This window comes from Microbacterium sp. PF5 (assembly GCF_004794315.1).
Lineage (GTDB): Bacteria > Actinomycetota > Actinomycetes > Actinomycetales > Microbacteriaceae > Microbacterium > Microbacterium sufflavum.
This window is the reverse complement of sequence record NZ_SSDQ01000129.1, coordinates 1-25,879: the sequence shown is the minus strand read 5'-3', so window position 1 is coordinate 25,879 and position 25,879 is coordinate 1. Positions and strand designations below refer to the sequence as shown.

Sequence of the window (25,879 nt, the reverse complement as noted above, 5' to 3'; positions counted from 1 at the left end):
CACATCCCGCCGTCGCGGGCTAGCCTGGGGTGACCGGAACCGCGAACCCGATGGGAGCACATGGTGGATGTCCTCGGTCCCCGCATCGTCATCGCCGCGTTCGACGGCTGGAACGATGCGGGCGAAGCGGCCAGCGGCGCGATCGCGGCGCTGCAGTCGTCCGGCGACTACGACCTCGTGCATTCGGTCGACCCCGAGCTGTACTTCGACTACCAGTACACGCGTCCCGCCACCCGCATGGATGCGGAGGGGCGACGTCAGCTCACCTGGCCGGAGGCCGGGCTCTGGCGTCCGCGGAACCCCGGGCCCGGCCCGGAGTTCTGGCTGCTCACCGGCGCCGAGCCCGCCCGCACCTGGCAGGCGTTCGCCTCGGAGTTCATCGACGTCGCGCTGCGCGACGACGTCACCGGTTTCGTGACCCTCGGCGCGATGCTGTCGGACGTGCCGCACACCCGACCCATCTCGATCTTCGCCTCGAGCCAGAACGACCAGGTGCGTGAGGCGCACGGCCTCGAGCGATCGGTGTACGAAGGTCCCGTCGGCATCCTCACGGTGTTCGAGCACTTCGCGGAGAACGCCGGGATCCCCTCGGTCAGCCTCTGGGCCAGCGTGCCCCACTACGTCGCCTCTGCCGCCCCCTCGCCGAAGGTGACGCTCGCCCTCCTCGATCGACTCGAGGAGCTCACCGGTGTCGACGTCGACCGCCGGCACCTGCGCACCGAGGCAGCCGCATGGGAGGCGTCGATCGACGCTGCGGCATCCGAGGACGAGGAGATGGCCGAGTACATCCGTCAGCTGGAGCGCACGCGCGACACCTGGGACTCACCCGATGCCTCCGGCGACGCGATCGCCCAGGCGTTCGAACGCTACCTGCGCCGCCGCGACGACGGTCCGGGCGACCGCAAGCGCTGACGGGGACGCGCCGCGCTCAGGCGGGGATGACGCCCATACCCAGCAGCACGAGCAGCACGGTGCCGAGCAGGATGCGGTAGATCACGAACGGCAGGAAGCTGCGCTTCGAGATCCAGCTCATGAAGAACGCGATCACTCCGAGCGCCACCACGAAGGCCACACCGGTGGCCGCGAGCGTGTCGCCGAAGGAGAAGAACGACGGCTCGCCCCAGCTCTTGAACACCTGGTAGAAGCCGCTGCCGAAGACGGCGGGGATCGCGAGCAGGAAGGCATAGCGCGCAGCAGCCGCCCTCTCGTAACCCAGGAACAGCCCCATCGTGATCGTGCCGCCCGACCGCGAGACGCCGGGGATCAGCGCGAGAGCCTGCGCGAAACCGAACGCGATGCCGTGCGGATACGTCAGATCTCCGAGCTTGCGCCGCTTGGCGCCCACGTAGTCGGCGATTCCGAGCAGGATGCCGAACAGGATGAGCATGATCGCCACGAGCCACAGCGAACGGAACACCGTCTCGATCTGGTCCTGGAACAGCAGACCGAGCACGACGATCGGAACGCTGCCGATGATGATCAGCCACCCCATGCGCGCATCCGGGTCGTTGCGCGGCACCGCGCCGGTGAGCGAGCGGAACCACTGGGACACGATGCGGACGATGTCGCGCCAGAAGAACACGACGACGGCGGCCTCGGTGCCGATCTGCGTGATGGCGGTGAACGCCGCACCCGGATCCTCCCCCGACGGCAGGAAGGTCCCGAGGATGCGCAGATGCGCACTCGATGAGATCGGGAGGAACTCGGTCAGTCCCTGGACGATCCCCAGGATGAGCGCTTCGAACAGATGCATGGCAGGGCCTTCAGATCTCGGGAGGGCACGGAGGGCGCGAGCGTCACTCAGTACGTGCGCAGCAGATCGGTCAGCACCCGCTGACCGAAGACAAGAGAGTCTACGGGCACCCGCTCGTCGACTCCATGGAACATGCCCGTGAAATCCAGGTCGGCGGGCAGTCGCAGCGGTGCGAAGCCGTACCCGGTGATGCCGAGAGCCGCCAGCGCTTTGTTGTCGGTCCCGGCGCCGAGCAGGTACGGGATGACGGGAACGCCCGGATCGTGGCGTCCGAGAGCCGCGACCATCGCGTCGACCAGCTCGCCGGAGAACGCCGTCTCCATGCCGATGTCGCGCACCACCGTCTCGATGCGGATGTCGTCGCCCACGATCTGCTGGAGCTCGGCGAGCACGTCGTCCTCGGTGCCGGGGATCACGCGCACGTCGATCAGCGCCTCCGCACGCTCGGGGATCACGTTGTGCTTGTATCCCGCGGTGAGCACGGTCGGATTGGTGGTGGTGCGGAACGTGGAGCGCAGGAACGCCTCCGCCGGGCCCGCGGCCGCCGCCAGCGCGTCCGGGTCGTCGACGCTGCGCCCGCTGAGCGCGCTGAGGCCCTCCAGGAGCGCCGTCGTGGTGGGCGTCAGTCGGATGGGCCAGCGCGTGCGGCCGATCGCGGCGACGGCCTCGGCGAGCCTGGTCACCGCATTCTCCTCATGCAGACGACTGCCGTGGCCCGCGCGACCGGTGGCGACCAGCCGGATCCAGATCAGCGCCTTCTCGCCCACCTGCAGGAGATAGGCCCGGCGATCGTCGACCGAGATGGAGTATCCGCCCACCTCGCTGATCGCGTCGGTCGCCCCGGCGAACCACTCCGGGCGATCCTTGACCACGAGCGCCGACCCCTCGACACCACCGTTCTCCTCGTCGGCGAAGAACGCGAGTACGAGATCGCGCTCCGGCTGCTCCCCCGCGCGGAGGATGTCGGCGACCGACGTGAGGATCATCGCGTCCATGTTCTTCATGTCGACCGCGCCTCGGCCCCACAGCATGCCGTCGCGCACGATCCCGGCGAACGGATCGACGCTCCAGTCCTCGGCGACCGCCGGTACGACGTCGAGGTGACCGTGGACCACGAGGGCGGGCTTGCTCGCATCGCGTCCCCGCACCCTCGCCATGACGTTCGTGCGTCGCGGCACCGGCTCGTAGTACTCGACCGGCAGCCCGAGCGCCTCCAGATAGGCGCCGACGTACTCCGCGGCCTCCCGCTCCCCCTTCGCGTTTCCGCCTCCGTAGTTGGATGTGTCGAAGCGGATGAGGTCGCTCGCGACGCGCGCGACCTCGGGCAGCGAGGGATCGGTCATGCGTCCCAGGCTATCGAAACAGCGTGCCACGCCCGGGCGTCGCGCCCAGTTCGATCGCCCCTTCAGAACGTGCTAATGTCATTCTTCGGTCGGCAACGACACATCCCACACCTGCGCGGGTGGCGGAATGGTAGACGCGCTAGCTTGAGGTGCTAGTGCCCGATAGGGCGTGGGGGTTCAAGTCCCCCTCCGCGCACAGACACGAAGGCCCCGGATCCCCACGGATCCGGGGCCTTCGTCGTACCGCCCCGCCGTCAGACGGCACCCACGCCGAACAGCAGGCCCAGCGCATAGGTGATCGCCGCGGCTCCGAAGCCGATCGCGAGCTGACGCAGGGCGCGGCGCAGGGGCGGCCCGCCCGACAGCACCCCGACCATGGCTCCCGTGCTCAGCAGCGCGATGCCGACCAGGACGAGGGCGACGATGATCGCCGTGGGCCCCTCGAGCCCGAAGATCCACGGGAGGACGGGCACGATCGCTCCGGACGCGAACAGCAGGAAGCTCGAGATGGCCGCCGTCCAGTCGCTGCCGACGATCTCGTGGTCGTCGGCCCCCTGGACCGCGACCGGACCCGTGGCCGCCCGACGCACGCCCTCCTGGGCGGCCGACACGATCCGACGAGCCCGGGCGAGCGACTCCGTCTGATCCATCCCGCGGGCGCGGTACACGAGGGCCAGTTCGTTCTCGTCGATGTCGAGGTCGGCGGCGGCGGCCGCGGCGTCCTCATTGGCCTCCGTCGCCGCGAGCAGCTCGCGCTGCGACCGCACCGACACGAACTCGCCCGCACCCATCGACAGCGCCCCGGCCAGCAGGCCGGCGATCCCGCTGAACAGGACGAAGCCTGAGCTCACCCCGGTCGCCCCGATGCCGAGCACGAGGGCGAGATTGCTCACGAGACCGTCGTTGGCGCCGAACACCGCCGCACGGAAGGAGCCGGAGAGCCGTCGCCGTCCTCGCGCCGCCAGGCCGCGCACGACCTCGTGGTGGACCTTCTCGTCAGCGCGCATCGCAGGGGTCGCCCAGCGCTCGGCATCGTACGGCGACCGAGCCTCGGCACTCTGCGCCAGCGCGAGGACGAAGATCGACCCGAACCGTCCCGCCATCCAGCCGAGAAGACGCGAGCGCAGGCCCGCCCTCGGAAGCCGCCGCGGTTCACCGCCGAGCAGATCGAGCCAGTGCTTCTCGTGCCGGCGTTCGGCCTCGGCCAGTCCCAGCAGGATCGCGCGCTCCTCCCCCGTCCGACGGGCGGCGAGGCGGCTGTACACGGCTCCCTCAGCGCGCTCCTCCACGAGGTAGCGGGCCCATCGGCGGCGGTCAGAGGCCGTCGAATCCGCGGCGGCAGGGGCAGTCATGGGTCCTCCAGGAATCAGCGTGCCCGATGCGCGGGCAACCGTTCCACGCTATCCGCGAGCGGAGCGCGCAACCGCGTCCTGGCACCGATTGCCAGCATTTCGGGGATCCGAAGCAGACGCGGTGGTGATCCCGGTCAGGAGCGGACGCGCTTGCGGAGGACCTCGATGCGCGACTGCAGCTGAGTGACCGTGGCCTGCGCGACCGCCGGCCCCCCGCAGATGCGCCGGAGCTCGGCGTGCACGGCGCCGTGCGGTTGTCCCGACTGGCGCGCGTACAACCCGACCAGGCTGTTCAGCAGCTGCCTCTGCTCGCGGAGGGTGCGGTGGAGCGGCGCGGGAAGCGTCGTGGTGGCCGTCGCCGGCTCCGCGGCCTCGCGCACCTCCCGGTGCCGGGACTGTCGCGCCTGGCGCTGCATCAGGAGCTCGTGGACATGCTCGGGCTCGAGCAGACCGGGGAAGCCGATGAACTCCTCCTCCTCCGGCGTGTTCGGCTCCGCGAGCTGACCGAACTCCTTGCCCTCGAACACGACGCGATCGAAGTGCGCGACGGACGAGATGGCCTGGTAGCTGAACTCCTGGGTGAGTGCGTCGGAGGTCTCCTCCTCGCGGTTCGCACTCTCCAGGAGCGAGTCGTCGAGACCGTCCTCGTCTTTCGAGCCGCGGTCGAGCGCGTGATCGCGCTGCTTCTCCATCTCGTTCGCGAGCTTCATCAGCACGGGCACGTGGGGCAGGAACACGCTGGCCGCCTCGCCCCGGCGTCGGGCCCGCACGAACCGGCCGATCGCCTGCGCGAAGAACAGCGGGGTCGACGACGAGGTGGCGTACACGCCCACCGCGAGCCGCGGCACGTCCACCCCCTCGGACACCATGCGCACGGCGACCATCCAGCGCTGAGTGCCGGCGGAGAACTTCTCGATGCGCTCCGACGCCGTGGCATCGTCGGACAGCACGATCGTGGGCTGCTCGCGCGTGATGCTGTGGAGGATCTTCGCGTACGCCCTTGCCACGGTCTGATCGGTCGCCAGCACCAGCCCGCCCGCGTCCGGCACGTGATGGCGGATCTCGGTGAGGCGACGGTCTGCGGCGGAGAGCACGGCCGGCATCCAGTCGCCCTCGGGGTCGAGGGCCGTGCGCCATGCCTGCGACGTGACGTCTTTCGTGTTGTCCTGACCGAGATGGGTCTCCAGCTCGTCGCCCGCGCTCGTGCGCCAGCGCATCTTGCCCGCGTACATGTGGAACAGGACAGGACGGACGACACCGTCGGCGAGAGCACGCCCATAGCCGTACGCGTAGTCGGTGCTGGACACGCGGGCACCGGTCTCGTCGGGCAGGTACTCCACGAACGGGATCGGCGCGGTGTCGCTGCGGAACGGGGTACCCGAGAGCAGCAGCCGCCGCTTGGCAGGGCCGTACGCGTCGCGGATCGCATCGCCCCAGCTCAGCGCGTCGCCGCCGTGGTGCACCTCGTCGAGGATGACCAGGGTCTTCGCGTCTTCCGTGAGGTGGCGATGGATCGACGACTTCGCGGCGACCTGCGCGTACGTGACGACGACGCCGTGATAGTGCCGGGCGGGGGCCCAGTGGCTGTTGCGGAACCGCGGGTCGAGCCGGATGTGCACCCGAGCCGCCGCATCGGCCCACTGCGTCTTCAGGTGCTCCGTCGGGGCCACCACGATCACCCGGTCGACCTCGCCCATCCGCATGAGCTCCACCGCGAGTGTCAGCGCGAACGTGGTCTTGCCGGCGCCCGGGGTCGCGGCGACGAGGAAGTCGCGCTGGTCGGCCTGGAAGTAGGCGTCGAGGGCCTCCTGCTGCCACGCGCGCAGCTTGCTCGCCGTTCCCCACGGGGCGCGCTGAGGAAAGGAGGGAGAGAGCATCGACTCCACGATAATCGCTGCCGGGGACACCACGGCATCCGCCGCGATCGCCGCGCGCGTCCGCCCCCGCGGAACCTCCGACGGGTAGGCTCGGTCACTGCGCAGCGGCCGACCGCCGCCCGCAAGCCCCCGCGAAGGAGAGCCGGATGAGCGACCAGGAATCGACCAGGAGCCCCTACGTCCCGAACGAGACTCCGCATCCGTGGCGACGGTTCGTCGCCATCGGCGACTCCTTCACCGAGGGCATCGGCGACCCCGACCCCGTGAACCCCGGCGCCCACCGCGGCTGGGCCGACCGCGTCGCCGAGGTCCTCGCACAGCAGGTCGACGACTTCGCGTACGCCAACCTCGCCGTGCGCGGCAAGCTCATCGCCCAGATCGTCGCCGACCAGGTGGAGCCGGCCGTGGCGCTGCGACCCGACCTGATCTCGATCTGCGCGGGTGGCAACGACGTCATCCGCCCCGGCACCGACCCGGACGCGATCGCCGCCCAGCTCGAGGACGCCGTGTCGCGCCTGTCGTCCACGGGCGCCGCCGTCATCCTGTTCACCGGCATCGACACCGGGTTCACCCCGGTGTTCCGACCCTTCCGCGGCAAGGTCGCGATCTACAACGAGAACGTGCGCGCGATCGCGGAGCGGCACGACTGCATCGTCGCCGACCAGTGGGCGCTCAAGGTCGTGCAGGACGCGCGATTCTTCGACGACGACCGTCTGCACTACAACGCGCTCGGGCATCACGAGGTGGCCCGCATGGTGCTGCGCGCCCTCAACGTCCCGAACGATCTGGAGGCCATGCAGCCCGAGCCGCTCCCCCTCCGTACGTGGCGTGCGGCCAGAGCCGAAGACCTGGGCTGGGCGCGGGAGCACCTCGTGCCGTGGGTGCTGCGGCGGCTGCGGCATCAGTCCTCGGGCGACAACATCGCCGCCAAGCGACCGGAGCCCGGACCGGTGATCCTCCCCGGCCGCGACTGATCGGTCAGTTCTGCAGCGCCCACAGCGCGACGGCAGCGGCGGAGGCGACGTTGAGCGAGTCGACGCCGCCCGACATGGGGATCGTCACCACGGTGTCTGCCGCTGCCAGCGCCTCCCGCGACAGACCGTCCCCCTCCGAGCCCATCAGCAGGGCGACCCGCTCCGGGCACTCCGCAGCGTAGACATCCAGCGGTATCGCGCCGTCGTCGAGGGCGAGAGCGGCGATGTCGAACCCCTGCGCGGTGAGGTCGCGCATCCCCTCACCCAGGTCGGCCACGCGGGTCCACGGCACCTGGAACACCGTTCCCATGCTCACCCGCACGCTCCGGCGGTACAGCGGATCGGCACAGCGCGCCGAGACCAGCACCGCGTCGGCCCCCAGCCCGGCGGCCGCACGGAACGCGGCGCCCACGTTCGCGTGGTCACCGAGCCCCTCCAGCACCAGAACGAGCCGGGCCCCGCGGATCACGTCGGCGACCGGGGCGAGGGCGGGGCGCTGCATCGACGCGAGGGCTCCGCGGTGCACGGCGTAGCCCGTGACGCGTTCGGCCAGTTCGTCGGAAACGACCAGCACCGGGACCGGCAGCTCTCCGAGCACACGCGCCATCTCCTCGACCCGACGTTCGGCGACGAGCACGGAGCGCGGGCGGTGACCGGCCGCCACCGCGCGCTCGATCACCGTCGTCGTCTCCGCGATGTAGAGCCCCTCGGCCGGCTCGGTGACGGCCCGCAGCGCCGTGTCCGTCAACCCGCGGTAGTCGTCGAGCCGCGGGTCGTCGAGGTCGGTCACGGACGTCAGGTGCATCCCTCCACTCTGCCAGCGCGAGACCGGCCCCGTCGCCGCGCCGTAGACTCGCACGGGGAGGTCCTGTGAGCGCGTCGAACACCGCCGAGTCATCGGCCACCCTCGGCAGGGTCGCCGACCTGCTCCGCGGCCGGCGCATCGCCTTCCTCACCGGAGCCGGGATCTCGACCGACTCGGGCATCCCCGCCTATCGCGGCGAAGGCGCGCGCACGCGCAGCGACCCCATGACGATCCAGACGTACCTCGGTGACGAGGCCGCCCGACGGCGGTACTGGGTGGGCGGGCACCTCGGCTGGCGCGCGTTCGCACAGGCCGCCCCCAACCCGGGACACCTGGCCGTCGCCGCGATGGAAACCGCCGGGACCGTGTCCGGTGTCATCACCCAGAACGTCGACGGCCTGCACCTGCGGGCCGGCAGCTCGCACGTGATCGAGGTCCACGGCACCATGCGCCGCGTCCTGTGCCTGCACTGCGGACAGGTGTTCGACCGACGCGACATCGCCGTGCAGATCGAGGAGCTCAACCCCTGGATCACCGTGCCCGAGAACGTGGCCCTCGCACCGGACGGCGATGTGCTGCCCGAGAGCACGGACGGCTTCGTGATCCCCGCGTGCACGGTGTGCGGCGGGATGCTCAAGCCCGACGTGGTGTTCTTCGGCGAGTACGTGCCCCAGGACCGATTCCGCGCGGCCGAATCCCTGCTGCGCTCCAGCACGGCCCTGATCGTCGCTGGCTCGTCCCTGGTCGTCAACTCCGGCGTGCGGCTCGTCGACCGCGCCCGACGCCGGGGGATCCCGCTCATCATCGTCAACCGCGAACCGACACGCGCCGACGCCTGGGCGGACGCCACGCTCGCCGCAGGCACCAGCGACGTCCTTCCCGCCCTCCAGGAGCTGCTGCAGTGACCCACCTCACCCTCATCCGCCACGGACAGACCGACTGGAACCTCGCGAGGCGCATCCAGGGCTCCACCGACATCCCCCTCAACGACACCGGGCGCGAGGACGCACGCTGGGCCGCGGAGAAGCTCGCCGGGACCGCGCACCACGCCGTGTACACGAGCCCGCTCTCCCGCGCCAGGGAGACCGCGGAGATCATCGCGCAGCGTCTCGGGCTCGACATCGCCGGTGTCGTCCCCGACCTGCGCGAGCGGGAGTTCGGCGAGGGCGAGGGACTCCTGGTCCCCGACTACATCTCGACGTACGGCGACTGGCACGCGGAAGTTCCCGGCGCCGAGTCGCTGCCCGACGTCGGGGTGAGGGCGATCGCGGCCCTGCACCGCATCGCCAGGGAGGCGCGACGGCGTTCGGCCCCGCAGGCGGAGTCGGTGCTCGTGGTCACGCACGGCGGAGTGATCCGCGCCGTGATCGATCACGTCTCCGGCGGCACGCTCCCCCGCGAGGGCACCGTGCTGGGCAACGGCTCGGCGCACCGCTTCGTCGCGGCACCGGGGTACCTGCGACTGCTCGACGAGTCGCCCGTGCTCTGACGCCCCGGCGCTCTGTCGCGCGGTGGATGACGCGGCCTCAGCGGGCGCGGGAGACCACGAAGCGCGCGTGCCGGAGCACGGGCTCGTCCACCATGCGGCCGTCGAACCGGAAGACCCCGCGCTCCGTGGCGGCTGCCTCCAGCACGGCCCTCGCCCACGCGACGGTCTCGGCGTCGGGGCGGTAGGCCTCTCGCACGATGGACACCTGGCTCGGGTGGATGCACGCCGTGGCGCGGAAGCCGGATGCCGCAGCGTCGGCGGCCTCCTGCTGCAGCCCTTCCAGGTCGCCGATGTCGACGTGCACGGCATCGATGGCAGCTTTGCCGTACGACCCCGCCTCGAGCAGCACGCGGGCGCGGGCGTAGCGGGCGACGTCGCGGTAACGGCCGGCCGGGGTCCGCGACGAGGTGCCGCCCAGTGAGGCGACCAGATCCTCCGCTCCCCACATCAGGGCGACCACCCGCGGATGCGCCGCGATGTCGGGCGCCGCGTGGACACCGCGCGCCGTCTCGCACAGCGCGATCAGGTCGTACGCGTCGCCGAGACGGTCGAGATCGGACGCACTCTCGCTCTTCGCGACCATGACCGTCCGGAAGCCCGTCTCCGCCAGGGCCGCGAGGTCGGCGTCGAACTCGGCGGAGCTCGGCGCGTTCACCCGCACGATCACGCGCGCCGGGTCGAGCGCGGCCGATCGCACGTTCGCTCTGGCCTCGGCCTTCGCCGCCGGAAGCACCGCGTCCTCCAGGTCGAGGATGACCGCGTCGGCGCGGTCGAGCGCCTTCGCGAAGCGCTCCGGGCGATCCGCCGGGCAGAACAGCAGCGCGGGGCCGAGGTCGAAGCTCATGCGGACGCCTCCGGGCGGCAGCGGACCAGGACCGTGCGCGTGGCCGTGGCGACCACGGTGCCGTCCTGGTTCCGCCCCGTGTGCGCGAGTCGCACGACCCCCGTCCCCGAGCGGGAGGATGACAGGCGCTTCTCCTCCACGACGGTCTCCGTGGTGAGGGTGTCGCCCGCGAACAGCGGGTGCGGGAACGCGATGTCGCCCATGCCGAGCTGCGCCACGAGCGTGCCCTGCGTGAGCTGCGCCACCGAGGTCCCGACCATCGTGGACAGGGTCCACATCGAGTTGATCAGTCGCGCGTGGAACGGCTCGCTGGCGTCGGCGAAGGCGGCGTCGAGGTGCAGCGCCTGCGTGTTCATGGTGAGCGTCGTGAAGAGCACGTTGTCGGCCTCGGTCGCCGTGCGCCCTGGTCGATGCAGGTACCGCACGCCCGTGTCGAACTCCTCGAAGTACAGTCCGCGCTGCTCGATGTCGCGCATGCTCATCCCTCCACGCTACCCGGCGAGCCCCAGGGCCCTGGCGATCACCAGCAGCTGGACCTCCGTCGTGCCCTCGCCGATCTCGAGGATCTTGGAGTCGCGGTAGTGGCGTGCCACGGGGAACTCGTTCATGAAGCCGTTGCCGCCGAAGATCTGCGTCGCATCCCGCGCGTTGTCCATCGCGGCCTCTCCCGCCACGAGCTTCGCGATCGCCGCGGCCTCCGCGAACGGGGAGCCCGCGTCGCGCAACCGGGCGGCATGGTGCCACGCGAGTCGCGCGGTGTGCACGCGCGCACGCATGCGGGCGAGCGTGAACTGGGCGTTCTGCCGGGTGCTGAGCGCGCTGCCGAAGATCGTGCGACTCTTCGCGTAGGCGACCGCCGCCTCCAGGCACCCCTCGGCCGCACCGGTGGAGAGGGCGGCGATCGCGATGCGACCCTCGTCGAGGATGCTCAGGAAGTTGCGGAACCCGCTGCCACGCGCCCCCAGCAGGTTGCCGGCGGGCACCCTCGCCCCGTCGAACGTGAGCGGGTGGGTGTCCGAGGCGTTCCAGCCGACCTTGTCGTAGGGCGGCTCGACCGTGAACCCCGGGGTGCCGTTGGGCACGATGATCGTCGAGATCTCCTTGCGTCCCTCGGGCGCGCCGGTCACGGCGGTCACCGTCACGAAGCGCGTGATCGGCGTGCCGGAGTTGGTGATGAACTGCTTGGAGCCGTCGATCACCCAGTCGTCACCGTCGAGCCGTGCCGTGGTTCGCGTGGCGCCGGCGTCGCTTCCCGCCTCCGGCTCCGTCAGCCCGAACCCGGCGAGAGCGCGTCCGGCGAGCAGGTCAGGCAGCAGCTCGCGCTTCTGCTCCTCCGAGCCGAACCGGTAGATCGGCATCGCGCCCAGGCTGACCCCCGCCTCCAACGTGATCGCGATCGACTGGTCGACCCGGCCCAGCGCCTCGATCGCGATGCCGAGCGCCATATAGTCGCCGCCCTGTCCGCCGTACTCCTCGGGGAAGGGAAGGCCGAACAGCCCGAGCTCGCCCATCTGCGCGACCACGTCCATCGAGAGCGTGTGCGTGCGGTCGGCCTCGTAGGACTGCGGGGCGACCACGGTGTCGGCGAACTCCCGCACCATCCCCGCGAGCTCGCGCTCCTCGTCGGTCAGGCTCTCGATCATCGGTCGTCCTCCATCGTCGTCACCCGGGCGACCGGTTGGTCGCGCCGTACCTGGTCGCCGATCGCGACCAACAGGTGCACCACCCCGTCGTGCGGGGCGAGCACCTGGTGCTCCATCTTCATGGCCTCGATCGCGACGAGCGGCTCGCCGGCCGCGACGACCGCGCCGTCCGCGACGTGCACGGCCACCACGCTCCCCGGCATCGGGGCTCGTCCCTCCGGCTCGCTCGCGCGACCACCGTCGCCGGTCGCGGCCAGCCGACGCTGGAGGCGCGCGCGCCGATCCACGGGCAGAAGCCTCATGGTGGCCCCGTCTTCGACGACCCACACCGCCCCGTCGGCATCCACGGCCGCGCGCACCGTCGAACGTCCTGGGTCGGCGTCGTGCAGCTCGACCACCGCGTCGTCATCCGTGAGCACGGTGAGGGGCGCGACCGGAGCGGGATCGGCGCCGAGCCGCCACCCGGCGAGTCGTCCCCACAGCGCGTCGGCGGCTCGCGGCGATGCCCCGACGGGCTGGAGAGCGGCGGCTGCAGCGGCGAGCTGCGATGCGGAGGGTCGGCTCGGCTCCAGCGGGAGCAGCGTCTCGATCAGCCCCGTGTCGAGGTCGCCCGCGACGACACGCTCGTCGTGCAGCAGCCGCCTCAGGAACCCGATGTTCGTGTCGACCCCCAGCACCACGGTGCGCGCCAGGGCGTCGTCCAGGCGGCGGAGGGCGGTCGCCCGGTCGTCGGCGTGAGCGATCACCTTCGCGATCATCGGATCGTAGTAGCCCGTCACCACGCTGCCCGTCTCGACAGCCGCGTCGACCCGGACCCCATCCGGGGCCTCGAACAGCAGCACGGTCCCGGTGGACGGCAGGAAGCCGCGCTCCGGAGCCTCGGCGTACACGCGCGCCTCGACGGCATGACCCCGCCCGCGCGGCTCGACCTCGAGGGGACGACCGTCGGCGACCTGCAGTTGCAGCGCCACGAGGTCGAGCCCGGTCACTTCCTCCGTCACCGGGTGCTCGACCTGGAGGCGCGTGTTCATCTCGATGAAGAACACGTTCTCCGGGGCGTCCGCATCGACCAGGAACTCCACGGTGCCGACCCCGACGTAGGCGACGCTCTCCGCCGCGCGCACCGCCGCCGTCAGGAGCCGGTCGCGCGTGTCCTCGGGGATGCCGGCCGACGGCGCCTCCTCGATGACCTTCTGATGCCGTCGCTGCAGCGTGCACTCGCGCTCACCCAGCGCCACCACCCGGCCGTGTGCATCGCCGAAGACCTGCACCTCGATGTGCCGCGGCCGGGCGATGAGCCGTTCGAGGATGAGCGCGTCGTCGCCGAAGGCCGCGGCGGCGACCCGTCGCGCGGAGGACAGGGCGGGGCGCAGTGCGGCCGCGTCCGCGACGACCTCCATGCCCTTGCCGCCTCCGCCCGCGCTCGGCTTCACCAGGAGGGGGAACCCGACCGCGTCCGCCTCCTCCTCGATCTCCGCGTCGGACAGCCCGCGTGCGTCGAACCCCGGAACGACCGGCACCCCGCTCCGCGCGACGTGGTCCCGCGCCCTGGCCTTGTCGCCCATGACCTGCAGAGCCGTCACGGAGGGGCCGACGAACACGATTCCGCTCTCGGCGCACGCCTCCGCCAGCCCGACGCTCTCGGACAGGAAGCCGTAGCCGGGGTGGATCGCCTGCGCGCCGGTGGCCCGCGCGGCCGCGACGACGGCATCGATGTCGAGATAGGACTCGGCCGCCGGAGCCGGCCCGATGCGGACCGCCACATCGGCCTCGCGCACATGGGGTGCCCCCGCGTCGGCATCGCTGTAGACCGCGACACTGCGGATACCCAGAGCGCGGAGCGTGCGGATGATGCGTCGGGCGATCTCGCCGCGGTTCGCGACGAGGACGGTGGTGAAGGAGAGACGCGGTGACGAAGACATGGGACTCACATCCGGAAGACGCCGAAGCGCGGTTCGGGCAGCGGGGTGCGGGAGACGACATCGAGCGCCAGCCCGAGCAGGTCGCGGGTCTGCGCGGGGTCGACGATGCCGTCGTCCCACAGGCGCGCCGTGGCGTAGTACGGCTCGCCCTGCCGCTCGTACTGCTCGCGGATCGGCTCCTCGAACGCCGCACGGTCGTCGGGCGCCCAGGTCTCACCGCGCGCGGCCAGCTGGTCCTCTTTCACCGTGGCCAGGACCGATGCGGCCTGAGCACCGCCCATGACCGAGATGCGGCTCGCCGGCCACGTCCACAGGAACCGCGGGGAGTAGGCGCGTCCGCACATCGAGTAGTTGCCCGCCCCGAACGACCCGCCGATGATCACGGTGAGCTTCGGGACACGGGTGGTCGCGACCGCGGTGACCATCTTGGCCCCGTCCTTCGCGATCCCTCCGGCCTCCGCGTCCGACCCGACCATGAAGCCGGTGATGTTCTGCAGGAACAGCAGCGGGATGCCGCGCTGGTCGCACAGCTCGATGAAGTGGGCGCCCTTGAGCGCCGACTCGCTGAACAGCACGCCGTTGTTCGCGACGATGCCGACCGGGTGTCCGTGGAGGCGCGCGAAGCCGGTGACGAGGGTGGTGCCGTATTCGGCCTTGAACTCCCGGAAGGTATCGCCGTCGACGAGCCGGTCGATCACGACGTGCACGTCGTAGGACGCGTTCACGTCCACCGGGACCACGTCGTACAGTGAGCCCGTCTCGGACGGCGGTCTGCTCTCGACGACCTCCCAGGCGGGCGAGGCGGGCGCGGGAAGCGTCGCGACGATGTCCCGCAGGATCTCCAGTGCGTGCTCGTCATCCTCCGCGAGGTGGTCGACGACGCCGCTGCGCTTCGCGTGGAGCTCTCCACCCCCGAGCTCCTCCGCGGAGACGACCTCGCCGATCGCGGCTTTCACGAGCGGAGGTCCGCCCAGGAAGATGGTGCCCTGATCGCGCACGATCACCGTCTCGTCGCTCATCGCCGGGACATACGCTCCCCCAGCGGTGCACGACCCGAGCACGGCGGCGAGCTGCGGAACACCCGCGGCCGAGAGGCGCGCCTGGTGGAAGAAGATGCGCCCGAAGTGGTCGCGATCGGGGAAGACCTCGTCCTGTCGCGGCAGGAACGCCCCGCCCGAGTCGACGAGATACAGGCACGGGAGGCGGTTCTCGAGCGCGATCTCCTGTGCCCGCAGGTGCTTCTTGACCGTGAGCGGGTAGTAGGTGCCGCCCTTCACTGTCGCGTCGTTGCAGACGACCATGACGTGGCGGCCGTGTACGAGTCCGATACCCGCGATGACCCCGGCTCCCGGCGCCTCTCCCCCGTACAGGCCGTCCGCCGCCAGCGGAGCGATCTCCATGAAGGGGCTGCCCTCGTCGAGCACCCGCGCGACCCGGTCGCGCGGAAGCAGCTTGCCGCGCGCGACATGACGTTCGCGCGACGCCTCCGGACCGCCGAGGGCGGCGGTCGCGATCCGAGCACGGAGCTCGTGCGCCAGATCTTCCTGGGTTGCCGGCATCGTGATGTCCTCCTCGACCCACGACCGCGCCACGGACTGCCCTGGCGCGGTGCACGCATTCTCGGTTAGTGTTCACTAACCCGATGATTCAGGTTAGCGAGGATTAACTGAGATGACAAGCCCGCTCACCGCCAGGGACCGCGCGAAAGCAGAGCGGTCCGACGCGCTGCTGCACGCGGCCGCCCGGCTGTTCGCCGACCGCGGCTACACCGGCGTGAGCCTCGAGGAGATCGGCGCAGCGGTCGGCGTCTCCGGCCCCGCCGTCTACCGACACTTCGCGGGAAAACAGGCCCTGCTCGGTGCCGTGCTCGTGAAGGTCAGCCACGACCTGGTCGACGGGGGTGACCGCGTGGCGGTATCCGCCGCCGACCCTCAGGAGCGCATGCGCGCGCTCATCCGGTTCCACGTGGACTTCGCGCTCGGCAACGCCGAGGTCATCCAGGTGCAGGACCGCGACGTCGCGCATCTGGCCGACGCCGACCGCGCCGAGGTCCGCCGGCTCCAGCGTGCCTACATCGAGCTCTGGATGGACGCGCTCGCCGCGATCGATCCCCGCGACGACGTCGCCCGCGACGAACTCCGGCTGCGCGTCCAGGCGTGCTTCGGGCTGATCAACTCGACGCCCCACAGCACGCGAGCCGCGACGAGGCGGCACTCCGCCACCGCGACCGTACTGGTCACGATGGCGGAGGCGGCGCTGCGCGCCCTCATCTGAGCAGCATCGCCCTGCCGGGCTCCTCGAGCACGTCGGCCACGGCCTTCAGGAACGCGGCGCCCTCCGCGCCGTCCACAATCCGGTGGTCGAACGAGAGGCTCAGCGTCATCACCTGACGCAGCGCGATCTCTCCGGCGTGTTCCCACGGCTGCCGCCTGACCGCACCGACCGCGAGGATGCCCGACTGACCCGGCGGCAGGATCGGCGTCCCGGCATCCACGCCGAACACTCCGATGTTCGAGATCGAGAACGTGCCGCCGGACAGCTCCGCGGGCGACGTCTTGCCCGCGCGAGCCGTCTCTGCGAGCGCCGCGATGGCATCCGCGAGTTCCACCAGGGTCATCCGCTCCGCATCGCGGATCATCGGCACGATCAGGCCCCGCTCGGTCGCCGCGGCGATCCCGAGGTCGACGTAGCCGTGCTGGACGATCTCGCCCGCCTCTTCATCCCACCGCGCGTTCAGGCCCGGCGCCCCGCCGAGGGCGAGGCACACCGCCTTCGCGACGACGGCGAGCGGACCGATCCGGTGGCCACTGAGTGCGCGGTCCTCGCGCAGTCGTGCCAGTAGGTCCATCGTCGCGGTGACGTCGACCGTGTGGAAGACGGTGACGTGCGGCGCCGTGAACGCGCTCTGCACCATCGCCGCCGCGGTGTGCTTGCGTACTCCCCGGATCGGGATGCGGGTCTCGCGGTCGGGCTGGTGGCCGGTCGGACGAGCGGCACTCCCCGGCACGGGCGCGGGCGTGCGCGTCGCGTCCGAGCGGGCCGCGAGCCGCTCGGCGTACGCGTCGACATCCTGACGTGTGATCAGCCGGTCGCCGACCTCCGCCGCGACCAGCACCAGGTCGACGCCGAGGCGCTTCGCGTGCGCCCGCACGGGCGGCGTCGAGCGCGGCCGTTCGATCACGGTCTCCACGGACGCCGAGGGCGAGGCGTCGTGGGGGGCGGCCTCCAGCACCGCGGTGTCCGCCGCCGGACTCGCGCCACCGATCCGACGGGCACGCCGCGCGGGCCGGCCCGCCGTCGTGGGAGCAGCACCGTAGCCGACGAGGTTCGGCTGCGTCTTCTCGCTGCCTTCGGCCTCGGCACCCTCGATCGCGGGGGTCGGAGTCTGCGGTTCCTCACCGGCGACGTCGAAGGCGATGAGCGGTGCCCCCACCGCCACGGTCTCGCCCGCCTCGGCATGCAGGCTGGACACGGTGCCCTCGTAGGGCGAGGGCAGTTCCACCACGGCCTTCGCGGTCTCGACCTCGGCGAGGGTCTGGTTCAGCGCCACCTTCTCGCCGGGCGAGACGAGCCACTGCACGACCTCCGCCTCGGTGAGCCCTTCCCCCAGGTCGGGCAGACGGAACTCGGCGATCATGCGTCCGCTCCCGTCAGGCTGTTCGGGCGGTCCATCACGCGATCGACAGCGTCGAGGATGCGGTCGAGGTCGGGCAGATGGTACTTCTCGAGCTTCGCGGGCGGATACGGCACGTCGTGTCCGGTCACGCGCAGCGGCGCGTGCTCGAGGTACTCGAAGCAGCGCTCGGTGATGCTGGCGATGACCTCGGCACCGAGCCCGGCTTCCCTGGAGGCTTCGTGCGCGACCACGACCCGGCCCGTCTTGCGCACCGAGGCGGCGACCGAGTCGTAGTCCACGGGCGAGAGCGAGCGGAGATCGACGACCTCCAACGACAGCCCCTCGTCTTCAGCGGCGTCGGCGGCCTGCAGCGCCGTCGTCACCATCGCACCGTAGGCGATCACCGTCGCGTCCGTGCCCGCACGGACGACACGGGCGAGTCCCATCGGCGGCGCGTCGGCGAGCGGTGCCTCCAGGTCGACCTCGCCCTTGTGGTGGTAGAGGCGCTTGGGCTCGAAGAAGACGACAGGGTCGTCCGAGGCGATCGCCTGGCGCAGGCTGCGGTACGCGTCCTGCGGGTTCGACACCGCGACGACGCGCAGCCCGGCGGTGTGCGCGAAGTAGGCCTCCGGCGACTCGGAGTGGTGCTCCGCGGCTCCGATGCCTCCGGCCCACGGGATGCGGATCGTGAGGGGCATCTTCACCCGGCCCTGAGTCCGATAGTGCAGCTTCGCCACCTGCGACACGATCTGATCGAATGCCGGGTACACGAAGCCGTCGAACTGGATCTCGACCACCGGGCGGTAGCCGCGGAACGCGAGCCCGACCGCCGTGCCGACGATGCCCGACTCGGCGAGCGGGGTGTCGATCACCCGCGCGGCGCCGAACTCGTCGAGCAGTCCGTCGGTGATGCGGAACACCCCTCCGAGCTTGCCGATGTCCTCGCCGAGGAGCACGACCCGGTCGTCGTCCCGCATGGCCTGGCGCAGTCCGGCGCCGAGGGCCTTGCCGAGCGTGAGCTGGGTCATGTCACACCTCGCTCTCGAACGACGCGAGGTACGCGGCGTACTCGTCGCGCTGACGCTCCAGCCCCGTGTGCGGCTCGGCGTACACGCCGTCGAACACGGCCAGCGGCGGACGCGTGACCATTCCGAGACAGGCCGCCCGCATCTCCTTCGCCACCGCGTCAGCCGCCGCCTGCGTGTCCGCCACGTGGTCGTCGTCGAACTCCCCCACACGGCGCAGGTACGCCTCCAGCCGAGCGATCGGATCCCGCCGACGCCAGGCCTCCAGCTCCGCGTCGTCGCGGTACCGGGTGGGGTCGTCCGCGGTGGTGTGCGGGCCCATGCGGTAGGTCACGGCCTCGATGTACGCGGGTCCACGGCCGGAACGCGCATGGTCGAGAGCCCACCGCATCGCCGCCAGGCACGCGAGCACGTCGTTGCCGTCGACCCGCAGGCTGGGGATCCCGAATCCGGGCGCCCGTCCCGCGATCGGGTACTGGGACTGCACGGCGACCGGCTCCGAGATCGCCCAGTGGTTGTTCTGACACACGAACACGACGGGGGCCTGGTACGAGGCGGCGAAGATCATCGCCTCGTTGACGTCACCCTGACTCGTCGCACCGTCACCGAAATAGGTGACCGCCACTTCCGCCGCCTTCTCGTGCTGGATCCCCAGTGCGTAGCCGACGGCGTGGAGCGTCTGCGCGCCGATGATGATCTGCAGCGGCGCGACACCGAGAGCCGCGGGGTCGTACGCCGCCCCCTCCTCCCCGCGCCACATGCGCACGTAATCGCCCGGCTGGGCGCCGCGCGCGTAGATCACGCCGGTCTCACGGTAGCTGGGGAACACGAAGTCGCGGGGGTCGAGAGCTCGGGCGGTGCCGATCTGCGTCGCCTCCTGGCCCTGACACGGCGCCCACAGTCCGAGCTGGCCCTGACGCTGCAGCGCCACGCCCTCCGCGTCGATGCGACGGAGTACGACCATGTCGCGGTGGAGCGCGCGGAGCTGCGCGGCGTCCACGTCCACGACGAACGGGTCGAGGCGCGGGTTCGGGACGCGGGACCCGTCCGGGGCGAGAAGACGCTCCGAGAGTTCCAGATCCTGGGCGGTGTCTGCGATCGGTGTGGCCTGCGGTGACATCGTCGTCCTCCTCGTCCGGCGGCCCTCGTGGGGCTTCGCGCAACGGTGCCGGCGTCATCACCGGCATGGTCTGAGGGTACGTCTGCTCAACACCTCGCTCAAGCAATCGTCCACCACCTGAGCATGTTGCTCATTTTTCGCCAGTTCGGGCCTGCTAGGGTTTGGCACTATGCCTGGACTGGACCGAATCGATCTCGAGCTGCTCGCGTCGCTCGCCGACGATCCGCGGATCACGATCGTCGCGCTCGCGGAGAAGATGGGGCTGTCACGCAACACGATCCAGGCGCGGATGGCCCGCCTGGATCAGACCGGCGTCTTCCTCTCCTACGAGCGCGCCTTCTCCCCCGACGTCCTGGGCTTCCCGCTGCAGGCCTTCGTCAGCATCGGCGTACGCCAGACCGAGCTTCCCCGCATCATCACCGAACTCGCCCGCATCCCCGAGGTCGTGCAGGCGCACGGACTCAGCGGATCGATCGACCTCCTCGCCCGCGTCGCGTGCCGTGACGCCAGGCACCTGTTCGACACCGACGCGCGCATCCTGTCGATCGACGGGGTCGAGCGCACCGAGACCTCCCTGGCCATGGGCGAGGTGATCCCGTTCCGGGTGGCGGGGCTCATCGGCCTCGCGCGACGGGAATCCTCAGGAAGCGCCTGATCGCCCCGGCTGCTTCGACCGGGGTCTCGTAGTGGATCAGATGACCGACGTGGGCGATCTCGACGAGTTCCGCGTCGGCGAACAGGGTCGCCAGCCGCCGCTCCGCCTCGATGGGCGTGATGTCGTCGCGCTGCGCCGCGACCAGCAGCGTCGGCACGTCGATGCGCGGCGCGAACTCGCGCACGTCGTGCGACACGCTCGCGACGAACGCATCGTGCAGCACGTCGCGGTCGGAGAACCGGGAGAAGTAGGTGTCGTGCTGATCGTGGATGAAGCGGCGCAGCCCCGGGTCGCGGGTCTTCGCCATCGTGATGCTCATCACGCGCACGATGACCCGGTTTCGCAGCACCGCGGTACCGAGCCGGTCGGGCAGCTTCGCGCCGAGGGCGTAGTAGAGCACCGCCAGCCGGGTCATCAGCCCCTTCGGCCCCTCCAGTGCCGGCGCGCCGATGGGGTTGAGGAGGATCAGGCGCGGCGTCGCGAGACCTCCCGCGACGGCGGCCGCCGCGACGATGGAGCCGAAGGAGTGGCCGAGGATCACCGCTCCCGGGGCGGTGGCTGCGACGAAGTCCGTCAACCACGCGGCGTACTCGTCGAGGTCGTGGCGCCGTCCGGGGAGCGGCGCGGTCTCCCCGAAGCCCGGGAGATCCGGGACCAGAACCCGCACCTCCGGAAGGTACGCGAGCACCGGCTCGAGGCCGTGGTGCTCGCCGCGGAACCCGTGCACGGCGACGATGGTCGTGTCGGCGTCGCGCGGACCGTACTCCCAGTACGCCGTGACACCGCCGCGGACGGCGACCTCGTGGCGCTCCACGGGGAGGGTGCTCAGGCGGTCCGCGTAGGGGGAAGGCACGGTCATACCCCGAGTCTACGAGCGACCGACGCCACCCTCTGCCTCGGTGTCAGCATGATGGGTTATCGTCCCAAGTGGCCTTCCTCTTCGGGTCGGTCACGCAACGAGGAGCCGAAGGTGCAGTTCACATCCAGGGATGTCGCGCAGGTGGAGCCCACCTGGAAGCAGTTCGTGCCGTCCGCCACGCTTGAGGACGTCGACCCCCATCGCTTCCGCTTCGATTGGCGTTCGATGGAGCTCGGGGCCACCACGGTCCTCCGTTACGACCTCGCCGCACAGGTGCACGCCAGAACGCAGCCGGACGATCAACTGCTGGTGTGCCGTGTCGACTCTCCGGACGCGCAGGTGTGGTCGCATCGCCAACCGCTCGACGCGGGTGTGCCGTGGCTCACCGACGGCACCCAGGTGGACGCGACGTGGGAGCACGGAGCCCGCGTGCGCCACATCGTCACCGAGAACCAGCGCGTGCGCGACACCGTCACCGTGCCCGGTGCGGGAGCCGGAGCCGTGCCCCGCTCCGCCGTGAACGCCAGGTCGAAGCTCAGGTCGGGCGTCGCACGGTAGTTCGCGTGCACCGATGCGGCGATCACGTTCGTGCCGGCGACGAGTGCACCGGCCGGGACGTCGAACACGACCCGGTTGCCGACCGCTGTCGCATTCGAGACCACGGCGTTCGCCAGCGAGTTCTGCGTGATCGCACCCGCGGGCATCCGCACCCGACCGAGCTCCACCCCGTTCAGGTACACGACCACACCATCATTGGCGATCACCGAGACCTTGCCGTTCACCACCGTCGTCGGGTCGTCCACCGTGAACGTCTTGCGGAACTGCGCGCTCAGCGGCTTGGTCGCCAGGTTCGAGGGATCGATGTTCGTCGCCGCCCCCGACACGCCCCGCGCGAACAGGCCCTTTCCGACCGCCCACGACGACGCATCGAAGGTCGCCGCGTTCCAGTCCGCCGGCAGCGCATCCGACGAGTACCGCCACGACCACGAGTCCCCGTTCGTCACGAACGTCAATGCGTTCGGGGACGCCGGCTGCAGAGTGAACACCGCGGTGGACGCCGAGCGGTTGCCCGTGACATCCCGCGCCCGCACGACGTAGGTCGTCGCCTCGGCAGGAACCGGGACCGTCAGGTTCGCGGCCGTCGTCGACGCGATCACCCGGTTGCCACGCAGCACCTCGTACGTCACACCGGAACCCGCATCGGAGGATGCCCCCCACGCGAGCGTCGCGGTCGTCCCATCCGCGTTCGGCGTCGACGACATCGCGCCCGGCGTCGTCGGGGCCACCGAGTCCCGCGGCGCGAACCGGATGAAACCGCCGGACCACTGGTTGACCTGCCCCGCCCGCATGGAGTCGGTCAGATCACCACCGATCCAGAGCGCGCCGGTGCTGTCGAAGAACGAGCCCCACACACCCTGACCCGCGCGCGACTGCACGACCGGGGACCAGTCGGGGATGTACTTGCCCGTCGCCGCATCCCAGGCACCGGCGTAGTTGATCTTGTCGACCTCGGTCCACGGGTCCGTGATCTCCTTCTTCAGGTACTTGTCCTGGTAGGCGTGGTCGCCGCAGTGGCACCCCGCCACCACGATGGATCCGTTGTCGTCCACGGTCTGGATGTCGCCACCGTTGTGGGTGATGGATCCGCTGACGCGCTGGAAGGTGTTGCGGTCGTAGCCGAACAGCGAGTGCTGCGACCCGCCGAGGTACACCCGGTCTCCGATCTCCGCGACACCGTTCTGCCACAGGTACCCCTGATAGTGCCCCTGGGCGTCGACGGTCGACTCACTGAACGACGGCACCCACACCGGACTCGTCAGCGGAGCCCCGGCACCCGTCTGAATCGCCGTTCCGTCCGGCGTGTACGTGCCACCCTTGGAGTCGAAGTACCCCGCGAAGTAGGCACGATCGCCCCGCGCGGATGCGTCCACGGCGACCGTGGTGCCGTTGAGGTTCGCGTTCCAGTTGGTGTCCGGAAGGCCCGTCGCGAGATTGATGCGACCCCCGTTCCAGGCGCTCGCACTCGTCGTCGTCCCCACTGCGGTGAGGTGCGTCATCGAGCCGGCGACGTAGAGATAACCGCCCTGGATATCCAGATCGTGGATGTAGGGAACCGCACCGACCGTGCGGTGCTCCGCCTTGACCTGCTGCCCGGAGAGCTGCCCCGTCACCGGATCCAGGAAGGCCAGGGCTGGCTGAGCGACACCGTTGACCGTCGTGAACTGCCCGCCGATCGCGAGACGCCCATCGGGCAGCGTCGCGATCGCCTTGACCTGGCCGTTCAGGACGGGCCGGAAGGACGACACCCACTGACCGGTGTTCACGTCGAATCCCGCAAGGTAGGGTTGCTCCACCTTGCCGGCACCATCGCGCGTCTGCTGCACGTACTGGAAGTTGCCGCCCGCGAACACCGTGTTACCGGCCTGACCGAATTCGGCCACCTCGACGTTGAGTTCCCCGGCCTGGCCGTTCGCCAGACCGGAGACCCCCCATACGGTCTTCATCGCGTCGCTGTTCGGGATGGAGGGCAGCGTCGATGCCGGCGTGCCCGTCGATGGCACCGTCCCGAAGTCCAGGTCGGCGAGTTTCAGCTGTGGTCTGACGAACATCTGGGCGAACGGGATGGCGTACCCCTGTCCGGCCGGGGCCCACATGTAGGAGGTGGGAGTGTCGGCGCCGGTGACCTGTGCACCGTAGGACCAGCCCTCGAGGTACTTGTGCGTCGCTCGTTGAGCAACCCCGGTCATGTTCCACCCGGTGCCGTCGTCGTTACCGAAACCATAACCCTGGGGCATGGTGGGGCCACCCCACCCGACGGAACCTGTCCACCCGCCGGACCCGGTGTAGCCGCCGAACACCCAGCTGCCCACCGGGTTGCCGCCGCTCAGGGTCCAGTTCCAGCGGTCGCGCCGGGTCAGGCTGAAGCGGACCTCCTGCCAGCGGGTGCCGTCCAGCGCCGAAGCGCGGTTGACGCGAATGCTGTTCGGCGGAAGCTGATCGGGTCGTCCGCCGTTGAGCAGTCCGTCCACCGTCTTGGCGGGAAGCTGCGCGGGCTTGAATGCCGCCGTACCGCTGGGCGTGGAGAAGATCTGCTCGGGGGTACCGAGGCCGTTGTAGTTCTCCTTCCATCCCTCGCGCCCGCGGCCGATCATCACCCAGCCGCCGCCGAGACTCACCTGGTCGCAGTAGAACTGCTGCGGGTAGACGAGCTTCGGCGTCAGGAGCCAGTAGACACCGCTCGGCTGGGACGGATAGTTCTGCTTGATCTCCCAGCACGACGCGGCGGCCGTCTCCTGGGTCTTGCCGTCGGGAAGCGCCGTCGCGGCCGACGCCGCGGCCGGGACGACCAGCGACCCCGCTACCGCGGCGGCGGCCAAAGCCGCGCCGACGAGAGCGCGGGCACCCCAGCCCCGCACCCTGTTCTGCATGCGATTCATCGAATCCTTCTTCTCTGTCATCGGCTCAGGCCGATCTCTGGCTTCTTGCACGACGAACCCACCCCACGAGTTCGCCGCGGTCGCGCGTGCGCGCAGGCGTCACAGACGCTGCACACTCATGAGACGCAGGGACACCGGGTTCATTACGCAGTGATACGTAGAATGTTGGCCTGTCGCGAAGTGTGCCCTGCGTCCTGCCATGTCAGCGGGGCATCTGGAGCGTGAGGTCGTAGCTGAGGTCCCGCGTGGTCGGCGTGTTCGCGTGCACGGAGGCGGCGATCACGTTGGTGCCCTCGACGAGCAGCTTCGCCGGAACGACGAAGGTGAACGTCTTCCGTGCGGCCGCGTCCGCCCGCGGGGCAGCCGTGGCGAGCGTGTCCTGGTCGAGTGGCCCCGTCGGCAGGTTCGCCCGGCCGAGATCGACCCCGTTGAGGTACACGACCACTCCGTCATCGGCGATCACCGTGACCGTGCCGTCATGCACGCGCCCGGCCCCGGTGACCGTGAACGCCTTGCGGAACTGGGCGCTGACCGGCTTCGCGGACAGGCTCGTGGGGTCGATGTTCGTGGTCTCCCCCGTGACGCCGCGGCCGAGGAGACCCGGCCCGCTGTTCCACCCGGCGGCGTCGTAGTCCACGCCGTTCCAGTCGTCGGGCAGAGCCTGGGTCGAGTACCGCCACGCCCACGTCGACCCGCTGTGGATCGTGACCATCTTCGCCCCCTTCGCCGCCGGCGAATGCGCGGTCATCATCTCGAACACCGCTCCGCCCGCCGAGGCGGCGGTCACCAGCGAGGTCGTGAATGCGGTGGCGGCGATCGTCGCTCCCACCAGAGCACGCATCCCCCAGGTGCGTGCTCGAGTTCCCTTCAGGTACATCGGATTCCTTCGTGTCCGTCGTTGCGTATCGGCGCACTGCACCCACGACCGAATCCGGGCGCGGGTGAGGCGGCAGGCAGATGCCTCCGGCTCAGCTCACCCCCGCTGCGAACGTCCCCATATCATGAGACGTTTCGACGCCCGATTCATTACGCCGGAATCCCGGATCGATTTGCGATGCGGACGGGGCCGGGCACCCGGAGGCGCCCGACCCCGCCCCTCCGGTCACCGCGGCATGGTGAGTGCGGCGTCGAAGGTGAGGTCGGGTGTGCCGCGGTAGTTGGCGTG

22 protein-coding genes and 1 tRNA gene are annotated in these 25,879 nt (G+C 70.5%); 7 read left to right on the top strand and 16 right to left on the bottom strand.

From position 1 onward, the window contains the following. The first annotated feature begins 63 nt into the window (after positions 1-63). Entirely contained in the window at positions 64-912 is an 849-nt protein-coding gene (locus DW297_RS11175) for a PAC2 family protein (protein ID WP_136032441.1), read from the top strand. Between the two features lie 16 nt (positions 913-928). Here DW297_RS11175 and DW297_RS11170 read toward each other — a convergent pair whose 3' ends face one another. Then, on the bottom strand, positions 929-1,753 hold the full coding sequence (locus DW297_RS11170; RefSeq protein WP_136032346.1) for an undecaprenyl-diphosphate phosphatase: 825 nt from the start codon (positions 1,751-1,753) through the stop codon (positions 929-931). Between the two features lie 47 nt (positions 1,754-1,800). Continuing rightward, positions 1,801-3,096, bottom strand: a complete 1,296-nt coding sequence (locus DW297_RS11165; protein WP_136032344.1) for a M20/M25/M40 family metallo-hydrolase — start codon at positions 3,094-3,096, stop codon at positions 1,801-1,803. A gap of 113 nt (positions 3,097-3,209) precedes the next feature. On the opposite strand from DW297_RS11165, the gene DW297_RS11160 reads away from it, so the two are divergent. Continuing rightward, positions 3,210-3,292, top strand: a tRNA-Leu gene (locus DW297_RS11160). Between the two features lie 58 nt (positions 3,293-3,350). On the opposite strand, the gene DW297_RS11155 is transcribed toward DW297_RS11160, so the two are convergent. Both DW297_RS11155 and DW297_RS11150 read right to left on the bottom strand, forming a co-directional pair. Continuing rightward, positions 3,351-4,448 (bottom strand): VIT1/CCC1 transporter family protein, encoded by a 1,098-nt coding sequence (locus DW297_RS11155; RefSeq protein ID WP_136032342.1) that lies wholly within the window; start codon positions 4,446-4,448, stop codon positions 3,351-3,353. A 134-nt stretch (positions 4,449-4,582) separates the two neighbouring features. Next, positions 4,583-6,325, bottom strand: a complete 1,743-nt coding sequence (locus DW297_RS11150) for a DEAD/DEAH box helicase (protein ID WP_136032340.1) — start codon at positions 6,323-6,325, stop codon at positions 4,583-4,585. Positions 6,326-6,471: 146 nt separating this feature from the next. Between DW297_RS11150 and DW297_RS11145 the strand changes: the two genes are divergently transcribed. Next, complete coding sequence (locus DW297_RS11145) at positions 6,472-7,299, top strand: SGNH/GDSL hydrolase family protein (protein ID WP_136032337.1); 828 nt, start codon at positions 6,472-6,474, stop codon at positions 7,297-7,299. A gap of 4 nt (positions 7,300-7,303) precedes the next feature. On the opposite strand, the gene DW297_RS11140 is transcribed toward DW297_RS11145, so the two are convergent. Continuing rightward, the gene (locus DW297_RS11140) at positions 7,304-8,104 is read right to left on the bottom strand and encodes a TrmH family RNA methyltransferase (protein WP_136032335.1); all 801 of its coding nucleotides are present in this window, start codon (positions 8,102-8,104) and stop codon (positions 7,304-7,306) included. A gap of 65 nt (positions 8,105-8,169) precedes the next feature. Here DW297_RS11140 and DW297_RS11135 point away from each other — a divergent pair, with 65 nt between their 5' ends. Together DW297_RS11135 and DW297_RS11130 are read left to right on the top strand one after the other, a co-directional pair. Beyond that, complete coding sequence (locus DW297_RS11135) at positions 8,170-9,009, top strand: Sir2 family NAD-dependent protein deacetylase (protein WP_136032333.1); 840 nt, start codon at positions 8,170-8,172, stop codon at positions 9,007-9,009. After that, positions 9,006-9,593 (top strand): histidine phosphatase family protein, encoded by a 588-nt coding sequence (locus DW297_RS11130; RefSeq protein WP_136032331.1) that lies wholly within the window; start codon positions 9,006-9,008, stop codon positions 9,591-9,593. Before DW297_RS11135 ends, DW297_RS11130 begins: the two co-directional genes overlap by 4 nt. Before the next feature lie 37 nt (positions 9,594-9,630). Here DW297_RS11130 and DW297_RS11125 read toward each other — a convergent pair whose 3' ends face one another. The 5 genes from DW297_RS11125 to DW297_RS11105 are packed head-to-tail and all read right to left on the bottom strand — an operon-like array spanning position 9,631 to position 15,561. Further along, entirely contained in the window at positions 9,631-10,437 is an 807-nt protein-coding gene (locus DW297_RS11125; protein WP_136032329.1) for an HpcH/HpaI aldolase/citrate lyase family protein, read from the bottom strand. Continuing rightward, a complete protein-coding gene (locus DW297_RS11120; RefSeq protein ID WP_136032327.1) occupies positions 10,434-10,919 on the bottom strand; it encodes a MaoC family dehydratase in 486 nt (161 codons plus the stop codon). The genes DW297_RS11125 and DW297_RS11120 overlap by 4 nt, the downstream gene beginning before the upstream one ends. A 9-nt stretch (positions 10,920-10,928) precedes the next feature. Beyond that, positions 10,929-12,080, bottom strand: a complete 1,152-nt coding sequence (locus DW297_RS11115) for an acyl-CoA dehydrogenase family protein (protein ID WP_136032325.1) — start codon at positions 12,078-12,080, stop codon at positions 10,929-10,931. Beyond that, the gene (locus DW297_RS11110) at positions 12,077-14,002 is read right to left on the bottom strand and encodes an acetyl/propionyl/methylcrotonyl-CoA carboxylase subunit alpha (RefSeq protein ID WP_136032323.1); all 1,926 of its coding nucleotides are present in this window, start codon (positions 14,000-14,002) and stop codon (positions 12,077-12,079) included. Before DW297_RS11110 ends, DW297_RS11115 begins: the two co-directional genes overlap by 4 nt. A gap of 5 nt (positions 14,003-14,007) precedes the next feature. Continuing rightward, positions 14,008-15,561, bottom strand: coding sequence for a carboxyl transferase domain-containing protein (locus DW297_RS11105; protein ID WP_136032321.1), 1,554 nt, complete (start codon positions 15,559-15,561; stop codon positions 14,008-14,010). Positions 15,562-15,673: 112 nt separating this feature from the next. On the opposite strand from DW297_RS11105, the gene DW297_RS11100 reads away from it, so the two are divergent. Beyond that, positions 15,674-16,276 carry a TetR/AcrR family transcriptional regulator gene (locus tag DW297_RS11100; RefSeq protein WP_136032319.1) on the top strand — a complete coding sequence of 201 codons (603 nt, stop codon included), beginning with the start codon at positions 15,674-15,676 and terminating at the stop codon, positions 16,274-16,276. Here the strand turns inward: DW297_RS11100 and DW297_RS11095 are convergent. From DW297_RS11095 to pdhA, 3 genes are read right to left on the bottom strand one after another with little or no spacing between them, the layout of a single operon-like run. After that, a complete protein-coding gene (locus DW297_RS11095) occupies positions 16,269-17,639 on the bottom strand; it encodes a dihydrolipoamide acetyltransferase family protein (protein ID WP_136032317.1) in 1,371 nt (456 codons plus the stop codon). The genes DW297_RS11100 and DW297_RS11095 overlap by 8 nt on opposite strands. Next, a complete protein-coding gene (locus DW297_RS11090) occupies positions 17,636-18,646 on the bottom strand; it encodes an alpha-ketoacid dehydrogenase subunit beta (protein WP_136032316.1) in 1,011 nt (336 codons plus the stop codon). The genes DW297_RS11095 and DW297_RS11090 overlap by 4 nt, the downstream gene beginning before the upstream one ends. Position 18,647: 1 nt before the next feature. Next, positions 18,648-19,763, bottom strand: coding sequence for a pyruvate dehydrogenase (acetyl-transferring) E1 component subunit alpha (pdhA, locus tag DW297_RS11085; protein ID WP_136032314.1), 1,116 nt, complete (start codon positions 19,761-19,763; stop codon positions 18,648-18,650). Positions 19,764-19,932: 169 nt separating this feature from the next. Between pdhA and DW297_RS11080 the strand changes: the two genes are divergently transcribed. Next, positions 19,933-20,418 carry an Lrp/AsnC family transcriptional regulator gene (locus tag DW297_RS11080; RefSeq protein WP_136032312.1) on the top strand — a complete coding sequence of 162 codons (486 nt, stop codon included), beginning with the start codon at positions 19,933-19,935 and terminating at the stop codon, positions 20,416-20,418. On the opposite strand, the gene DW297_RS11075 is transcribed toward DW297_RS11080, so the two are convergent. The 3 genes from DW297_RS11075 to DW297_RS11065 form a co-directional block, all read right to left on the bottom strand. After that, positions 20,378-21,277: an alpha/beta fold hydrolase gene (locus tag DW297_RS11075; RefSeq protein WP_136032311.1), complete on the bottom strand. Its 900-nt coding sequence runs from the start codon at positions 21,275-21,277 to the stop codon at positions 20,378-20,380. The two genes, DW297_RS11080 and DW297_RS11075, sit on opposite strands and share 41 nt — an antisense overlap. Before the next feature lie 299 nt (positions 21,278-21,576). Next, a complete protein-coding gene (locus DW297_RS11070; RefSeq protein ID WP_136032308.1) occupies positions 21,577-24,714 on the bottom strand; it encodes a fibrinogen-like YCDxxxxGGGW domain-containing protein in 3,138 nt (1,045 codons plus the stop codon). A gap of 202 nt (positions 24,715-24,916) precedes the next feature. Further along, entirely contained in the window at positions 24,917-25,591 is a 675-nt protein-coding gene (locus tag DW297_RS11065; protein WP_136032306.1) for a hypothetical protein, read from the bottom strand. Between the last annotated feature and the right edge of the window lie 288 nt (positions 25,592-25,879).

Bases quoted from the DNA above. Each gene is read 5' to 3' on its own strand.
- DW297_RS11150 (WP_136032340.1), bottom strand. From the start codon at position 6,325: ATGCTCTCTCCCTCCTTTCCTCAGCGCGCCCCGTGGGGAACGGCGAGC.
- DW297_RS11090 (WP_136032316.1), bottom strand. From the start codon at position 18,646: ATGACCCAGCTCACGCTCGGCAAGGCCCTCGGCGCCGGACTGCGCCAG.
- pdhA (WP_136032314.1), bottom strand. From the start codon at position 19,763: ATGTCACCGCAGGCCACACCGATCGCAGACACCGCCCAGGATCTGGAA.
- DW297_RS11165 (WP_136032344.1), bottom strand. From the start codon at position 3,096: ATGACCGATCCCTCGCTGCCCGAGGTCGCGCGCGTCGCGAGCGACCTC.
- DW297_RS11120 (WP_136032327.1), bottom strand. From the start codon at position 10,919: ATGAGCATGCGCGACATCGAGCAGCGCGGACTGTACTTCGAGGAGTTC.
- DW297_RS11115 (WP_136032325.1), bottom strand. From the start codon at position 12,080: ATGATCGAGAGCCTGACCGACGAGGAGCGCGAGCTCGCGGGGATGGTG.
- DW297_RS11140 (WP_136032335.1), bottom strand. From the start codon at position 8,104: ATGCACCTGACGTCCGTGACCGACCTCGACGACCCGCGGCTCGACGAC.
- DW297_RS11145 (WP_136032337.1), top strand. From the start codon at position 6,472: ATGAGCGACCAGGAATCGACCAGGAGCCCCTACGTCCCGAACGAGACT.
- DW297_RS11095 (WP_136032317.1), bottom strand. From the start codon at position 17,639: ATGATCGCCGAGTTCCGTCTGCCCGACCTGGGGGAAGGGCTCACCGAG.
- DW297_RS11155 (WP_136032342.1), bottom strand. From the start codon at position 4,448: ATGACTGCCCCTGCCGCCGCGGATTCGACGGCCTCTGACCGCCGCCGA.
- DW297_RS11075 (WP_136032311.1), bottom strand. From the start codon at position 21,277: ATGACCGTGCCTTCCCCCTACGCGGACCGCCTGAGCACCCTCCCCGTG.
- DW297_RS11065 (WP_136032306.1), bottom strand. From the start codon at position 25,591: ATGTACCTGAAGGGAACTCGAGCACGCACCTGGGGGATGCGTGCTCTG.
- DW297_RS11070 (WP_136032308.1), bottom strand. From the start codon at position 24,714: ATGAATCGCATGCAGAACAGGGTGCGGGGCTGGGGTGCCCGCGCTCTC.
- DW297_RS11080 (WP_136032312.1), top strand. From the start codon at position 19,933: ATGCCTGGACTGGACCGAATCGATCTCGAGCTGCTCGCGTCGCTCGCC.
- DW297_RS11100 (WP_136032319.1), top strand. From the start codon at position 15,674: ATGACAAGCCCGCTCACCGCCAGGGACCGCGCGAAAGCAGAGCGGTCC.
- DW297_RS11125 (WP_136032329.1), bottom strand. From the start codon at position 10,437: ATGAGCTTCGACCTCGGCCCCGCGCTGCTGTTCTGCCCGGCGGATCGC.
- DW297_RS11170 (WP_136032346.1), bottom strand. From the start codon at position 1,753: ATGCATCTGTTCGAAGCGCTCATCCTGGGGATCGTCCAGGGACTGACC.
- DW297_RS11105 (WP_136032321.1), bottom strand. From the start codon at position 15,561: ATGCCGGCAACCCAGGAAGATCTGGCGCACGAGCTCCGTGCTCGGATC.
- DW297_RS11110 (WP_136032323.1), bottom strand. From the start codon at position 14,002: ATGTCTTCGTCACCGCGTCTCTCCTTCACCACCGTCCTCGTCGCGAAC.